14 protein-coding genes are annotated in these 15010 nt (G+C 42.9%); 6 read left to right on the top strand and 8 right to left on the bottom strand.

Annotation, left to right across the window (positions count from 1 at the left end):
• Both ABZD21_RS12880 and ABZD21_RS12885 read left to right on the top strand, forming a co-directional pair.
• Positions 1–1234 (top strand): acyl-CoA carboxylase subunit beta (locus ABZD21_RS12880; RefSeq protein WP_372775431.1); only part of this gene is annotated, 1234 nt, incomplete at its 5' end.
• A gap of 17 nt (positions 1235–1251) precedes the next feature.
• Positions 1252–1572 carry an acetyl-CoA carboxylase biotin carboxyl carrier protein subunit gene (locus ABZD21_RS12885; RefSeq protein ID WP_372775432.1) on the top strand — a complete coding sequence of 107 codons (321 nt, stop codon included), beginning with the start codon at positions 1252–1254 and terminating at the stop codon, positions 1570–1572.
• Between the two features lie 52 nt (positions 1573–1624).
• Here the strand turns inward: ABZD21_RS12885 and ispE are convergent, their stop codons facing one another.
• From ispE to ABZD21_RS12905, 4 genes are all read right to left on the bottom strand, one after another.
• Positions 1625–2437: a 4-(cytidine 5'-diphospho)-2-C-methyl-D-erythritol kinase gene (gene ispE / locus ABZD21_RS12890; RefSeq protein ID WP_372775433.1), complete on the bottom strand. Its 813-nt coding sequence runs from the start codon at positions 2435–2437 to the stop codon at positions 1625–1627.
• Positions 2438–2490: 53 nt separating this feature from the next.
• On the bottom strand, positions 2491–5355 hold the full coding sequence (gene gcvP / locus ABZD21_RS12895; RefSeq protein ID WP_372775435.1) for an aminomethyl-transferring glycine dehydrogenase: 2865 nt from the start codon (positions 5353–5355) through the stop codon (positions 2491–2493).
• A 125-nt stretch (positions 5356–5480) separates the two neighbouring features.
• Complete coding sequence (locus tag ABZD21_RS12900) at positions 5481–6119, bottom strand: MBL fold metallo-hydrolase (RefSeq protein ID WP_372775436.1); 639 nt, start codon at positions 6117–6119, stop codon at positions 5481–5483.
• A 60-nt stretch (positions 6120–6179) separates the two neighbouring features.
• Positions 6180–6830: a protein-L-isoaspartate(D-aspartate) O-methyltransferase gene (locus ABZD21_RS12905; protein ID WP_372775438.1), complete on the bottom strand. Its 651-nt coding sequence runs from the start codon at positions 6828–6830 to the stop codon at positions 6180–6182.
• A 140-nt stretch (positions 6831–6970) separates the two neighbouring features.
• Between ABZD21_RS12905 and ABZD21_RS12910 the strand changes: the two genes are divergently transcribed.
• Together ABZD21_RS12910 and ABZD21_RS12915 are read left to right on the top strand one after the other, a co-directional pair.
• Positions 6971–7825, top strand: coding sequence for a hypothetical protein (locus ABZD21_RS12910; RefSeq protein ID WP_372775439.1), 855 nt, complete (start codon positions 6971–6973; stop codon positions 7823–7825).
• Between the two features lie 62 nt (positions 7826–7887).
• On the top strand, positions 7888–9303 hold the full coding sequence (locus ABZD21_RS12915; RefSeq protein ID WP_372775440.1) for a sugar transferase: 1416 nt from the start codon (positions 7888–7890) through the stop codon (positions 9301–9303).
• Between the two features lies 1 nt (position 9304).
• On the opposite strand, the gene thpR is transcribed toward ABZD21_RS12915, so the two are convergent.
• Both thpR and ABZD21_RS12925 read right to left on the bottom strand, forming a co-directional pair.
• Positions 9305–9865, bottom strand: a complete 561-nt coding sequence (gene thpR, locus ABZD21_RS12920; RefSeq protein WP_372775441.1) for an RNA 2',3'-cyclic phosphodiesterase — start codon at positions 9863–9865, stop codon at positions 9305–9307.
• Positions 9865–10455 (bottom strand): DUF4294 domain-containing protein, encoded by a 591-nt coding sequence (locus ABZD21_RS12925; protein ID WP_372775442.1) that lies wholly within the window; start codon positions 10453–10455, stop codon positions 9865–9867. The genes thpR and ABZD21_RS12925 overlap by 1 nt, the downstream gene beginning before the upstream one ends.
• Positions 10456–10565: 110 nt before the next feature.
• Between ABZD21_RS12925 and ABZD21_RS12930 the strand changes: the two genes are divergently transcribed.
• Both ABZD21_RS12930 and ABZD21_RS12935 read left to right on the top strand, forming a co-directional pair.
• Positions 10566–11837 (top strand): arginine deiminase family protein, encoded by a 1272-nt coding sequence (locus ABZD21_RS12930; RefSeq protein WP_372775443.1) that lies wholly within the window; start codon positions 10566–10568, stop codon positions 11835–11837.
• A 12-nt stretch (positions 11838–11849) separates the two neighbouring features.
• Positions 11850–12392, top strand: a complete 543-nt coding sequence (locus ABZD21_RS12935; protein WP_372775444.1) for an RNA methyltransferase — start codon at positions 11850–11852, stop codon at positions 12390–12392.
• Between the two features lie 104 nt (positions 12393–12496).
• On the opposite strand, the gene ABZD21_RS12940 is transcribed toward ABZD21_RS12935, so the two are convergent.
• The gene (locus ABZD21_RS12940; RefSeq protein ID WP_372775446.1) at positions 12497–14170 is read right to left on the bottom strand and encodes a tetratricopeptide repeat protein; all 1674 of its coding nucleotides are present in this window, start codon (positions 14168–14170) and stop codon (positions 12497–12499) included.
• Positions 14171–14329: 159 nt separating this feature from the next.
• Entirely contained in the window at positions 14330–14971 is a 642-nt protein-coding gene (locus ABZD21_RS12945; RefSeq protein ID WP_372775447.1) for a deoxynucleoside kinase, read from the bottom strand.
• Positions 14972–15010: the final 39 nt, after the last annotated feature.

Below are 15010 nucleotides of genomic sequence, written 5' to 3' on the forward strand. Positions count from 1 at the left end.
GATGCATGCACGCAAAATCACTAAAATCATGGATCACTCCCTGAAAATGCGCGTTCCGTTAATCGGAATCAATGATTCAGGTGGTGCTCGTATACAAGAAGGGGTTAACTCTTTGGCTGGCTATGGTGAAATTTTCTTCCGTAACACGCTGGCTTCAGGTGTTATCCCACAAATCTCAGTAATTTTGGGACCTTGTGCCGGTGGAGCAGTTTATTCGCCAGCACTAACCGACTTCGTGTTCGTGGTGAATAACATCTCGAAGATGTTTATTACCGGACCAAGTGTTATCAAAACCGTATTGGGAGAAGAAATCTCAATGGAAGACCTTGGTGGTGCAAGAGTTCATGCTGAAGTGACCGGAAATGCGCACTTCTATGCTGAAAGCGAATTGGAGTGTTTCGATCAAATCAAAAAACTGATCACTTACATTCCTTGGAGCAACACTCAAAAGGCGGCTAAAATTGAACCTGCCCTACCTAAATCAAAAAAGAAGATTGAAAACATTGTTCCGGCTGATCCTAAAATGCCTTACGACATCCGCGACATCATTAAGTCAATCACCGATAAATCGGACTTCTTTGAAGTAATGGAGCTGTTTGCACCGAACGTTGTAATTGGCTTTGGACGCATGGAGGGTGAAACAGTTGGTTTTGTTTGTAACCAGCCTAAAGTATTAGCAGGAGTGCTCGACTGCGACAGCTCGGATAAAGCAGCCCGTTTCATCCGCTATTGCGATGCATTCAACATTCCGATTATTACATTGGAGGATCTTCCCGGGTATCTGCCTGGTGTCGATCAGGAGCACGCGGGAGTAATCCGTCACGGTGCTAAAATCCTATACGCTTATAGCGAAGCAACAGTCGCGAAAATTACCGTAATCATTCGCAAAGCTTATGGTGGTGGTTACATCGCGATGAACTCTCGTCACCTTCGTGCCGACTTTGTATTTGCTTGGCCAACAGCCGAAATTGCAGTTATGGGACCCGAGGGAGCCGCAAATATCGTATTCCGTAAAGAAATTGCTGAAGCGGAAGATCCTGAAGCAATGCGCCAGATCAAGATCCAGGAATACAAAGATAAATTTGCAAATCCTTATGTGGCTGCAGCCAAGGGATATATCGACGAGGTTATCGAACCTCAAGACACCCGCAAAATGCTGCTGCACGCGTTGAAAGTATCCGCAAACAAGTCTATTTCCGGACCATCAAAAAAACACGGTATTCCTCCGTTTTAATCTAAATAGATCCAATCATGGAAGAAGAAAAATTCGAAACCATTATTGTACATAGTGCAGTATATAAAACAGAGTATACCGAAAAATACAGACGTCGTATTAAATGGGAGAAACCGAATGAAAACATGTTACATTCGTTTATTCCCGGAACAATTATCGACATATTTGTAAAACCTGGTGACAAGTTAAAAGAAGGTGATTCGTTGCTGATTTTGGAAGCAATGAAAATGCACAATCTGGTGCAAATGCCTTTTGATGGCAAAATCGCGAAGGTATACGTCAAATCGGGAGATAAAATCCCCAAAGGAACTCTGATGATCGAAATCGCAGCTAAATAATAAAAGGGGCCATATGGCCCCTTTTTTATTTGTTTCAAGTCAAAAACAGTCGTTATAAACGTTGCCGGAATACCTTATAATCGGCCGGAAAATAATTTTCAATTCCTTTCTTTTCAGAACGAAACAAACCATATACCGCCGAACCGCTACCCGACATCAAAGCAAATGCAGCCCCCTGATCATACAGGGTCTTCTTAATCTGTCCGACTTCAGGATGCTCCTGAAAAACATATTTTTCAAAGTGGTTTAGGATGTTTCCGCGCCATTTCCCAACCGAAAAACCAACTAATCCTTTAAGTGACAATCGAGGCTTTTGCGGGCTAATGCTTTGATAAGCCAAAGCTGTTGATACATGAACCGGAGGCTTCACCAATATTAAATAGTATTCCTTTAATTCAACGGGAATATCTTCCATTATTTCGCCCCTTCCTGTTGCATACACTGGCTTTCCATGCAGAAAGAATGGGCAATCACTACCTAGCTGCAAAGCGTATTCCTTCAATTTATCAGCGCTTATTTTTAAGTTGAAAAGCTGATTCAATAAACGAAGCATATAGGCAGCATCAGACGATCCGCCACCTAATCCAGCTCCCGAAGGAATGTTTTTATGCAAATGGATACTCACTGCAGGAATCTGGTAATCACGCTTTAATAATTGATAAGCCTTAACCACAAGATTGTCACCGGGATCACCGTCCAACGCCAAGCCGGATTGGTTGAATTGAAACTCATCCGCCTCGACAACCTCTAAAACATCCTGCATCTGTATCGGGTAAAAGATGGTCTCTAAATTATGAAAACCATCAGGTCGCTTTTCAGTGACGAGTAAACCGATGTTGATTTTTGCAATAGGGTAAGTAATCATAGTATATAGATTCGTTACCCAAAGTTACGAAATGCGAGCGATTAAATTGATACTTATTGATAACTCTCTGTCGGCGCACAGGTACAAATCAAATTTCGGTCTCCAAAAGCGTCATCAACACGTCCTACGGGCGGCCAATATTTATTTTCTTTTAACCAAGCTAAAGGAAATGCAGCCTGCTGCCGGCTGTAACTATGCCTCCATTCGTCGGCTGTTACCGAATCTGCCGTATGCGGCGCATTTTTCAATGGATTATCCGATTTATCAGATTCTCCGTTGATGATGGCCTGAATCTCCTGATAAATTGAATTCAACGCACCAATAAAGCGATCGAGCTCTTGTTTCGATTCACTTTCGGTAGGTTCAACCATTAATGTACCGTGAACAGGGAACGAAAGTGTTGGTGCATGAAACCCGTAATCCATCAGTCGCTTGGCAATGTCGGCTTCACTTATTCCACTTGTCGCTTTAAAATGACGACATTCTAAAATCATTTCGTGTGCAACACGCCCATTTTCTCCTGTATATAATACGCCGTAGGTATCTTTTAAAGCCGAAGCAATGTAGTTCGCATTTAAGATCGCGATTTCTGTTGCCCGTTTTAAGCCATCGGCTCCCAACATTTTTATGTAACCGTAGGTAATTGGCAGCACCGATGCACTCCCCCACGGAGCAGCCGATACCGCAGAAATACCAACGTGCCCGTTGTTCATGATCGGGTGCGAAGGCAGAAATTTCACCAAATGCTCGGCCACACAGATTGGCCCGACTCCCGGACCACCACCACCATGGGGAATTGCAAAGGTTTTGTGCAGGTTCAAATGACAAACATCCGCTCCAATACGTTTTGGATTCGTCAATCCCACCTGAGCGTTCATATTCGCTCCGTCCATATAAACCTGTCCGCCGTTTTGATGAATAATTTCGCACATTTCGGTAATCGACGACTCGAACACACCATGTGTTGACGGGTAAGTGACCATAAACGCTGACAACGTGTCGCGGTACTCTGCTGCTTTTATTCGCAAAGCATCTACATCCACGTTCCCTTTCTCATCGCAGGGCACCACCACAACTTCCATTCCCGCCATAACTGCACTTGCTGGATTTGTTCCGTGCGCCGACGAAGGGATCAACACAACATTCCGTTGATCGTCGCCACGACTGAGGTGGTATTCTCGGATGACCATCAAGCCGGCATATTCGCCTGCTGCACCCGAGTTCGGCTGCAAACTCACATCGGCAAAACCGGTAATCTCCGATAGGTCCCGACGAAGTTCTTCCATCATTTCGTGATAACCACGAGCTTGATTTTTAGGAACAAACGGATGAATACCTCCAAACTCAATCCAGCTAAGCGGCAACATTTCTGTTGCTGCGTTCAACTTCATGGTGCACGACCCCAGCGGTATCATAGAATGCGTTAGTGATATATCGCGATGCTCCAACCGTTTTATATAGCGAACCATTTCGGTTTCGGAGCGATAGCAATTGAAAACCTCTTGTTTGAGATAAGCAGAAGACCGTATTAAGGCAGCATCAATTTTATCTTCTTCCGGGTAAATCGTAATTTTCGGATTAGGTTTATTCGCCGCTTTTGCGAACACCTCAATAATCCAGTTGATATCGTCCAGATTAGTGGTTTCATCAATGCTCAATCCTACTTCACCGTTATCAAAATACCGGAAGTTCATCTCCAACTCGAGCGACAACCATTCAATATCCTCAACTTTCACATGCTTAGGTAAAGCGAAACGGATGGTGTCGAAATAGTTTTCGTTCATCTGTCTGTATCCCAACGCAGTAATCTCACGATCCAATAAAACAGCAATGCGGTGAATCCGTTGAGCAATTTGTTTAATTCCTTCGGGACCATGATAGACCGCGTAAAAAGCGGCCATATTTGCTAAAAGTGCCTGCGCTGTGCAAATATTCGAGGTCGCACGTTCGCGTTTAATATGCTGCTCGCGAGTCTGCAACGCCATACGCAGTGCCCGGTTACCATGTTGATCCTTCGACACGCCAATAATTCGCCCCGGCATGCTCCGCTTGAACTCGTCGCGAGCTGCAAAGAATGCCGCATGTGGACCTCCGTAACCCATTGGGATACCAAAGCGCTGCGAATTCCCAAAGACAATATCTGCCCCCCACTCTCCCGGAGGAGTCAAAAGAGCTAAACTCATCAGATCGGCAGCAACAGCAACTTTAGCATCGGCGGCATGCGCTTTTTCAGTCAGTTCGCGGTATGAAAAGACTTCACCCGTAGCATCCGGATATTGCAGCATAATTCCGATCACCTGCTCGCTGAACTCAAATTCCGCAACATCCGTTATTCGCAACTCAATTTTTAAGGGAACAGCTCTGGTTTGCAAAACATCGAGCGTTTGTGGCCACATATTCCGATCGACTAAAACGACATTCGCACCGGCTTTGGCCTTTGTACGGCTTCTCGAATTGAACAGCATGATCATCGCCTCAGCGGCCGCAGTTGCTTCATCCAGCAACGACGAGTTGGCCAGCTCCATCGCTGTCATTTCGCAAATCATCGTTTGAAAATTAAGCAAAGCCTCTAATCTGCCTTGTGAAATTTCAGCCTGATAAGGCGTATATGAAGTGTACCAAACCGGATTTTCCAACACATTACGCAAGATCACAGCCGGCGTAATGGTATCGTAGTAGCCCATGCCGATATAAGTATTGAAAACCTTATTCTTTTTCGCAAGCGTTAAAATCTTGCGGTAATATTGCCTTTCAGTCAACCCGTCCTCCAAACGAAGCGGCTGATCTAAGCGTATATTTTGCGGAATTGTCTGGTCAATCAGTTCTTCCAACGAAGGAGCACCAATTTTTTCCAACATTCCCTGAATTTCGTTTTCCCGCGGCCCAATATGACGGGCTACAAATTTGTCACTTGCCATGCTGTTTATCTTTTATTTGAGTATTGCCAATATTAGTCTGAAACGGCCCGTTAAAAAATGATTTTTACCGCTTTTCTACCGGAAATTAAATGGGATCATCTTTCAATCCCCGAACTAATAAGCCATCAGGATAAAAAAGGATTGGAATTTTTTTCGAACCCAATACTGGTTTCTGGTCCATGACCACTATACACCACTGTTTCTTCGGGTAAAACCAGCAACTTTTCCCTGATATTGCCAATCAACTGTTCATAATTACCTTTCGGCAAATCAGTACGGCCAATGCTACCATAGAACAATACATCGCCGGCGAGCATAAATTTCTGTTCCGGATGGTGTAATACCAAACTTCCCGGAGCATGACCTGGGACATGAATGAGTTCCAATTCCGAATTTCCAAAGGAAATACGATCGTTCTCGTCAATAAATTCATCCGGTGGATCAACTGCCTCGGTCGGAATCCCGAATCGATCACCGTGTTCAACCATATTTTCGATCAGAAACAAGTCATCGCGATGCGCTAAAAATGGAATTTTGTAGTTGGTCCGGCAGTATGTGACACCAAAAATATGATCGAAATGGCAATGAGTATTCACCAACTTCACGGGTGTCAGCTTTTTATCGGCAATAAAATCGGCAAGCTCTTTTTGTTCGTAGTCAAAATAGCATCCCACATCAACGATAATACACTCACTCGTTTCATCGTATAATACGTAGGTATTTTCCTGTACCGGATTAAAGGTAAACTTCTTGATTTGTATCATTTATTTGAATTGTTTTTAGGTAATGAGTTCCGGACTTCCATCCCGGACTACTCAATAAGGTTACTTTTCTGTCCCTTTTAACATTGGGACAAATACAAATGTTCCGTGGGTTTCTTTTTTAAACTCATTTTCACCAACACGAACAACTAAGGTCATGGTTTGCCTGTCGGTTGGCCCCAACGGAATAACCATTCTGCCACCAATCGATAGCTGTTGCATCAGATCTTCGGGGATTACCGGAGCACCGGCGGTAACAATAATTTTATCAAATGGCCCGTAAGTCGGCAATCCTTTGTATCCATCACCATAAAAAAACTTTGGGAAATAGCCTAAAGCCGGCAACTGTTGTTGAACTTTCAAAAACAGCTCACGTTGCCGTTCGATCGTGTAAACATTGGCACCCATCTCAACCAAAACAGCAGCCTGATAACCGGAGCCTGTTCCAACTTCCAGTACTTTGTCATTCTGCTGCAACTGAAGCAAACAGGTTTGAAACGCGACCGTATATGGCTGAGAAATAGTTTGGCCTGCCCCAATCGGAAAAGCTTGATCTTTATAAGCGAACTGTATAAATCCACTATCCATAAACAGGTGACGCGGAACTTTCGAGATCGCTTTCAGGACCCGCTCATCTTTTATCCCTTTTATCCGAAGTCCTTCAACCAAACGTTTTCTTAATCCCTGATGTCTCAGGGTATCCAGAGGGTTCATTGTATCAATTTTTAGTTGTAAAAATAGTTTATTTAGCGCTTTTGCCATGTCCGGGCAACCGACATTATCAACGACAAGCGGTTGAAAAGTTGTATCGCTTTGAAAGCTTTAAAATAGCTTTTTATTTCTAATTTGCAGCAATGATCAATATGTGCATTATTTCGGGCAATGATCGCGCGAAAAAAGCGACAAAGCTACTTAAACATATCAACGAACTGAAGGTCATTGGACTTTCAGCAGGACACAGTCGTCTAAGCGAGAATATGCGCTCCCCTCTGGATGATGAATTGGCGACTTCGTCCGAAGCCATTTATTTCGATCAGTACAATCCGTCGTTCGATTTAATTAAGAAGGCGATCCAACGGAGCAACCACCTCTTTTTCAGCTCAATCCCAAGTTTTACAGAGTCAGAATTGAAACAACTGATCAACCTTTCGGCTGAAGCTGAATCCCGCACCCAAATCTTTATTCCTCAAATATTTAGCTCCGTTAACCTGAACCAAATAAAACGTAGCCACAGCCCTTTTTTGGCAAACATTAGAGTCGCTTTAAAGCCCGAAGTCGAAGAAGAAAAAACACTCGAACACATCTTGCTTTTTTTGACTTTCCTCGATCACAGTGAACTCAGAAAAGTCGAAACCATGACGATTCCCGGGCAAGACGGCTACAGTGTAATAGAAATACGACTGGCTTTTACTTCAGGATCGGTTGCCAGAATCCTGCTCTCGAACCAAATTGAAGATACTAATTGTGGTATCGAAATTTTCAGACAAGGAAGTGTCGTGTTGAAATTTCAAAGCGAAAATTTCGAGCCGAAACAACTTGTAGAAGCGGAAAAAAACGCTGTTGAGCATTTCATTCAATCAATCCGCAAAAACAATTCGTATTGTGTTGGTCTGCAACATTTGGATCAGGCTTGCCAGATTTTACGAATCCTAAAATTAAGGATCAACGACAACGGAAATTTTTTCTCCGAAAAAAGACAGGCTGTATAATTTTTAAACAGACTTGTCGTTTCAAATAGAAACCACGATCTGAGCTAAACCTACTCTCGCAAATGAATAAAAAAAGAACGCTATATATCTATCTTTTTTTCGATGTATTTGCTGCTTGTCTCAGCTGGTTTTTGTTTTACGCCTATCGCAAAAACAGAATTGAAGGAATAAGTATTGACATTGATCCTTCAGCGTATTTTTCGCCCACGCTTTTTTCAGCACTCATTATTTTACCCTGTTGTTGGGTGTTGTTTTACTACATCATCGGATACTACAGCAACATTTGCCGTAAATCGAGGTTAATTGAACTCGGACAAACCTTCTTCACCTCGCTTTGCGGTGTAGTTCTTTTGTTCTTTATTCTGCTCCTCGACGACAATATTGAATCGCATGAAAGCTATTACAAGCTCTTCTTCACCTTATTCACGCTCCATTTCAGTCTTACCTACTTTTTCAGAATTATCCACACCAGCGCGATAACCTATAAAATTCATCGGGGAAAAATTGGCTTCAACACGATACTCATTGGTGGCAACAAGAAAGCGATTCGACTTTACAAGGATTTCATGACACAAAGCAAACCTTCCGGTAATCGGATTATTGGCTTCATCCGCGTTAATGACCTGGAATCGGATCCACTTGAACAGTATTTACCCTGCCTGGGAACGATCGAAACGATACCGCAAATAATTAAAACGCAAAACGTCGAAGAAGCCATCATTACAGTTGACACCTCGAAGCACAGTTTATTAAGTCGGATACTAATCCAATTGCAGCAGTTTGATGTATTGGTGTGGGGAATTCCTGATTTGTACGACATCCTTTCAGGCAATTCAAAAGATAACAATTTGTACGGGCAGCCGCTTTTTAAAATCTATCACGGCATCATGCCGGTTTGGGCGGCAAATGTCAAACGAATCCTTGATATCAACCTATCAATCATCGCGTTAATTGGTTTCTCACCAATCACCCTTATAATCGCGATTTTAGTCAAACTTAGCTCACCTGGCCCGGTAATTTATTCACAAACGCGCATCGGACGCTATGGCAAACCATTTAAAATATTCAAATTCCGGAGCATGATCGAACAAGCTGAAACGCTCGGCCCAGCGTTGTCGAGCCGTAACGACTCCAGAATAACGCCAATCGGTCGTTTCTTAAGAAAAACTCATCTGGACGAGCTTCCTCAGTTTTACAATGTAATTATTGGCAATATGTCTTTAGTTGGGCCACGCCCGGAGCGCCAGTATTTCATTGATCAACTCGTAAAGAAAGCCCCTCAATATCTTCTTCTCCAGAAAGTTAGGCCGGGAATCACAAGCTGGGGGCAAGTTAAATATGGCTATGCGTCGAACCTGGACGAAATGCTTGAACGACTTCCATACGACCTGGTATACATGAGAAACGCATCGCTCTACCTCGACTTCAAAATACTAATCTACAGCATCATGGATGTCATAAACGGAAAAGGAAAATAAACTATCCTTCTAAAATGAATTCGTTTAGTGGCTTATAAACCGCGCCAGTCGGATGCAACTCACTCTCATACAGGGTAAGCTCACGCACATTGACAATCTGCCGCAGTCCTTCGCTTGACTGATTCAAAATTATACTCAAGCGCTCTAGGTCTTTCACCGACTTCATTCGTGCAATCGTCAAATGTGGACGAAATTTTTGCGTGGCAATCGGAAAACCATTCTTTTTCAGCAACTCCTTCATTTTTGCAGCCAACTCGTTGAGCTCCGCACATTCGGCAACATCAATAAATAAAACCTGCGGATGCTCGCCTTTATTAAAAAACCGCAATCCGTTTAGCTGAAATTGAAATGACCTTTGACCGGAAATAGCTTCTTCTAACAATCGACCGATAACCTCCTCGTTGCCCAAATTAACATTCCCAAAAAAATGAAGCGTGAGATGGTAATTCTTCGGGGATACCCAGCGAATTTCCTCCTCCTTCAACTGAGTTTTCAACCTTTCAATCAAATCAAGCAGCTGAGGCTCCAACTTAACCGGTATAGCAACAAAAATCCTTTTCATTAAAACGTTCCCGCGTCAATATGGTAAATGATTTCTTCGATTATCCGATCTTCCTCAACCGGATCGTATTCTTCTTTTAGATCATTCCCGAACACGCGCGCGATTCCCTGCCAAAAAAAAGCCGACACACCTCCCTTCAAATCCTTGATCAACTCGTAAGAAGTGTGTTGTGTTTCTCGATCAATCAACTTAATCAGTATGCGCCCCTCTGAAATAGACAGCTTTTTAAGTTGTGCCCCGTAGCGGTCGAACAATTCTTCTTCGGCAGCTTTCAGATATTTCCGTCGTTCTTTTTTGGGACTATTTGCTGCCTGGTATTTGGCTTCGTATTCGTCCATCAACCGGGCTGCAATTTTTGCATAGGGGTAAACTTTTCTAACCTTAAAGGCTAAACGCCAATATTGGCGTTCCAAACGCTTCGACTTAAAACGGCGTTTCGGAAATACAGGAATAGCCTTCAGGCTCACATGCGGTATTGTATCTCCATTTTCCCGTATGCTGCCCAAATAGTGAACGGTATCGTTTTGCTGACCACTGGCAGAAACCAAGCCGATCAATACCCATATCCAAAGGAGCAATTGCTTTTTCATGACTACGCCACGAAGATAATGTGTTATTAAACCAAAAGGAATAAGAAGGATAAAGATTCTGCTTTGATGCGAGTTATTATCTTTGTTCAAAATTTTCAAAAGGGTATTTTATGAATGAAAAGATGAAGGTGAATGTTACTTCTGAGTTCGGAGAACTCGAAGGTGTAATTATTCATACGCCCGGGTTGGAGGTTGAAGAGATGACACCCGAAACAGCCAAGCGGGCTTTATATAGCGACATTTTAAACTTGTCGGTTGCAGGCGACGAATACAAGCAACTAAAAGGGGTGCTATCGAAGGTCAGTAATTGTTATGAAGTAACCGACTTACTTGCTGACATCCTGCAAAATAAGCCTGTGAAGCAGGAACTGATGAACGAAATCTGCCAGCGCGAAAACGCCATGGATATCCTGCCGGAGCTCATCGAACTGGAACCGACAGAATTGGCTCGTCAGCTAATTCAGGGAGTACCAATCCGCCGAAGCAACCTCACCCGATACCTCAGCCAGGAACGGTTTAGCTTATGGCCTTTGCATAACTTCCTCTTCACCCGCGACGCTTCGATGTCGTTCCGAGATGAAGTGGTGATCGGCAAAATGGCGAACGCGGTCCGCGACCGTGAATCGCTGATTATGGAGGCCATTTTTAATCATCACTCCAAACTTGAAGCTAAAATTATTAATTCGCAAAAGCCGGGTAGTATTCCTGTCGGGCCAAATATCAACATAGAAGGTGGCGATTTTCAGGTTGCTCGCGAAGATGTTCTGGTTATTGGGACAGGCATCAGAACGTCGACCCAAGGAATTGACTTCATCTTGGAAAGCATTAAGGCAAAGAAGGAACCGATTCGCCACATTCTGGTGCAGGAACTACCCGATATGCCGGAGTCGTTTATACATCTTGATATGGTTTTTACGTTCCTGGACCGGGACGCTTGTATGGTTTACGAACCACTGATTCTGGGAACCTCTCGTTATCACACCATCCATATTCAGGTTGAAAACGGCGAAGTAGTAAAAATCAGCGAAGAAAAGAATCTGGTGAAAGCATTGAAAAAACTCGGCATGGATATGCAACCGATCTACTGCGGTGGCAAAAAAGACAGCTGGACCCAAGAGCGGGAGCAATGGCATAGCGGCGCTAATTTTTTTGCCATTGCACCGGGACAAATCATCGGCTACGAACGAAATGTAAACACAATTAATGAGCTGCACAAATGTGGTTTTGAGGTGATCAAAGCTCAGGATATTATTAATGGAACCAACCAGGTGCCGGCCAACGGCAAGTGTGTAATCACTATTGCCGGCTCTGAATTAGCTCGTGGAGGTGGCGGTGCTCGCTGTATGACAATGCCCTTTCGCCGGAAAAACGTAGCTTGGTAAAGAACTAGTAGAATGCGAAAACTTAGAACAAACGAACTGAACCGATTAAATCCGGAAGAATATGAGCAAACCGGGAAAATGCCTTTGGTTGTAGTACTGGACAATGTCCGTAGCTGCAACAACATTGGATCCTTTTTCCGGACATCGGATGCCCTGCTTGTTGAAGCGATTTATTTATGCGGGATAACGGCGACGCCCCCCAATAAAGAGATTCACAAAACAGCGCTTGATGCCGAAAAAACCGTCCAATGGAAATACACGGAGCACACAGAAGAGGCTATTGCAGAGTTACGACAGAAAGGCTTCACGGTTTACGCTATTGAACAAATTGACAAAAGCATTATGCTCCCTGATTTTGAGCCGGCTGCAAACGAAAAAATCGCGCTGGTTTTCGGAAACGAAGTAAAAGGCGTTCAGCAAAAGATTGTCGACATCTGCGATGGAGCCATCGAGATTCCCCAATACGGAACTAAGCATTCCTTTAATGTATCGGTGAGTGCCGGCATCGTTCTTTGGGATATTTTCAAAAAGTTGAAATGGAAATCTCTTGCCTAGACGTTTGCTGACTACAAAATCGTTCAACTCTTTTAAGCAGAATATAGCATCAAAAAAAAAGCGGCCTCTATTGAGACCGCTTTTTTAGTATCTGTGAGTTCGTATTATTTCACAATTGACTGGAAACGTGATTCACCAAAATATTTGGCAAATTCCATATCAGTCGCAATTTTAGCTTTCAAATCGGCATGCATAGAAACTGCTTTTTCCAAACTTTCATACATCAGGTTCTCTTTTGCTGTGCGAGCACCAACAACTGCCTTAAAGTACTCAGTCATATAGCAACCTTCCCAGTTACAACTTTCCAATGCTTTTAAAGCACCACTGTTGTCACCGGCCAAAATTTTTGCTAATCCCTCATTTGGTCCTTTAGAACCATCCAATAACTTAACAGCTTTGTCGTATTCGCCTTTTTTAATGGCCACAATACCCAAGTTGTTATTTACTTCAGGACCAGCACCTGCAGCCGCGCCGAACAACTCTTCAGCTTTAGCAACGTCGCCGGCAACCAATACACAAGCACCTAAGTTGTTTTTGATAATTGGTTCGCTCGGAGCCAAAGTTTCTGCTTTTTCGAACAATGGTTTTGCTTCCGCAAATTTACCTTGTTGAGCCAGCACCATTCCTTTATTGCTGAATCCTCTCCAGTCTTTTGGATAAACTTCAGTCATCGCACCATAAATGTACAATTGTTTAGCTTTATCTGTTGTCAACGTTGCAGCATACAACAGTTCTGCTGGGTTCAATGCACTTGGATTTGAATCGGCCAATTCAGCGATTTCAGCGTCGGTTTTACCAATCAAGTCAACACTAGCCGTAATTTTAGCGCGACGAAGTTGTGGCAGGATTTCATCGGCTACGCTGGTAAATGCTTGCGAAAGGTTTTTGATTTCACGTTCGCGAACTTCCGGATCTGAATACATTGAAAGTACACGCAAAATCAACTCTTTATCCTGAATGTTAGATTTCTCCATCAATTCTTTGAAACCATCCCAGTCTTCAGGAGTAAATTTGCTTTTCAATTCAGCTTCGATTTTATCTTTCTTCAGTTGTTTTTCAACGTATTTACTTGAAGTTCCTTCACGTTTTTCAGAAAGTTTCGTGTTGTAACCCAATTCACCATCAGGTGAAGCATAGGCTGAAACTTCAACTGATTTCAACTCTTTACGTTCTGCCTCGAAAGCATCCTTTGTATACTGCTGCAATTTCGCGATATCCTCGCTCTTCAATTCAGTATTTCTCAATACCGCGCTATTGATCAAATAACGGATATCGGCTGTAAACTCGTCAGGAACGATACGTTGAAAAGGATCGATGTTTGGATCGTAAATACCGGTTGTATTTTTTTCGCGTTTAACACCAAGGATCGATGCCGGGTAATTGACAACCAGACTAGGAGTTGCAAGAACACCATCAGCTATTTTGATTGGCTCAAAATCAACTCTTTTGGCGCCTTTGGTTGCTGTAACCCGGACTTCCAATTCAGACTTACGCATGTCATTGGCAAATGGAACTGCATCCTTATAACTAAAGTTACCACCAGTAGCATAACTAACAACTTTATTGTTGGCTGAAACTTTTTCACCTTGCACCGTTACTGGCTCAAAGGCAGTTTCTCCTCCTTCGTAGGTCAATACGGGAGTGGCCACCAAAGTAGCTTTTTTATTGAAGTATTTAGCTGGGAAAACGCCATTGATCGCCACATCAACGTCGCCGCCGTGTGCTTCCAATACTTCAGGAGTTACTTTAAAGCTGATCTGATCAGCATTCTTTTTCATTTTTTGTAAGCTTGCGCAACCCGATAAAACCATCGCAGCTAACGCAACAGAAGCAAGAGACTTCAAGTTAAGATGTTTCATTATAGCAAAATTAAATTGATTAGTTTTTCAACCCTCACGAATATACAAAAATAGAATTGTTTTTAATATTTTTATCTGTTATCCGTCAAGTAATACCCGATTTATTCCGGGACTAAATTTATTATCAAAAATGATACCAAGTATTTTTTTATAATCCTCACTGTTGGCTACAAAATCTACTTTATCCATATCAATCAATACAATAGGGAAATCGGTTCGCTCCTTGAAGTATCGGAAGTATCCACTCTCAATTTGAGAAAGATATTCCATACTGATTGATTGTTCATATTCCCGCCCTCTTTTACGGATATTTTTTAAAAGGTTTTCAGGACGTACATGCAGATAGACGTAAAGATCTGGTTTGGGAATGCGATCGTACACAATCTGAAAGAACCGCTGATACAGATTATACTCATCATTACTCAATGTATTGGCAGCAAAAATCAGACTCTTTGCAAAGTAATAATCGGACACCACAAATGAACTAAACAGCTCGAACTCGGGAACATTTTTACTCAGTTGGTTGTACCGGTCGGCCAGAAAAGCCATTTCCAAAGGAAACGCATACTTATCAGGCTCCTTGTAAAATTTAGGTAGAAAGGGATTGTCTTCAAACCCTTCGAGTAACGTCCGGGCGCCAAATTCCTTCGCAATCATATTGGTCAATGTCGTTTTCCCCGAACCAATATTTCCTTCTATAACCAAATAGTTGATTTCCATATTAAAAAAAATCACGGGATTCGTAATTGTTCCAGGGAT

It is taken from the genome of Mangrovibacterium sp., from assembly GCF_041596335.1.
Classification (GTDB): domain Bacteria; phylum Bacteroidota; class Bacteroidia; order Bacteroidales; family Prolixibacteraceae; genus Mangrovibacterium.

What these genes read in the sequence shown, in the direction of transcription:
- ABZD21_RS12885 (WP_372775432.1), top strand. Translation starts at nt 1,252, where the DNA reads ATGGAAGAAGAAAAATTCGAAACCATTATTGTACATAGTGCAGTATAT.
- ispE (WP_372775433.1), bottom strand. Translation starts at nt 2,437, where the DNA reads ATGATTACTTACCCTATTGCAAAAATCAACATCGGTTTACTCGTCACT.
- gcvP (WP_372775435.1), bottom strand. Translation starts at nt 5,355, where the DNA reads ATGGCAAGTGACAAATTTGTAGCCCGTCATATTGGGCCGCGGGAAAAC.
- ABZD21_RS12900 (WP_372775436.1), bottom strand. Translation starts at nt 6,119, where the DNA reads ATGATACAAATCAAGAAGTTTACCTTTAATCCGGTACAGGAAAATACC.
- ABZD21_RS12905 (WP_372775438.1), bottom strand. Translation starts at nt 6,830, where the DNA reads ATGAACCCTCTGGATACCCTGAGACATCAGGGATTAAGAAAACGTTTG.
- ABZD21_RS12910 (WP_372775439.1), top strand. Translation starts at nt 6,971, where the DNA reads ATGATCAATATGTGCATTATTTCGGGCAATGATCGCGCGAAAAAAGCG.
- ABZD21_RS12915 (WP_372775440.1), top strand. Translation starts at nt 7,888, where the DNA reads ATGAATAAAAAAAGAACGCTATATATCTATCTTTTTTTCGATGTATTT.
- thpR (WP_372775441.1), bottom strand. Translation starts at nt 9,865, where the DNA reads ATGAAAAGGATTTTTGTTGCTATACCGGTTAAGTTGGAGCCTCAGCTG.
- ABZD21_RS12925 (WP_372775442.1), bottom strand. Translation starts at nt 10,455, where the DNA reads ATGAAAAAGCAATTGCTCCTTTGGATATGGGTATTGATCGGCTTGGTT.
- ABZD21_RS12930 (WP_372775443.1), top strand. Translation starts at nt 10,566, where the DNA reads ATGAATGAAAAGATGAAGGTGAATGTTACTTCTGAGTTCGGAGAACTC.
- ABZD21_RS12935 (WP_372775444.1), top strand. Translation starts at nt 11,850, where the DNA reads ATGCGAAAACTTAGAACAAACGAACTGAACCGATTAAATCCGGAAGAA.
- ABZD21_RS12940 (WP_372775446.1), bottom strand. Translation starts at nt 14,170, where the DNA reads ATGAAAAAGAATGCTGATCAGATCAGCTTTAAAGTAACTCCTGAAGTA.
- ABZD21_RS12945 (WP_372775447.1), bottom strand. Translation starts at nt 14,971, where the DNA reads ATGGAAATCAACTATTTGGTTATAGAAGGAAATATTGGTTCGGGGAAA.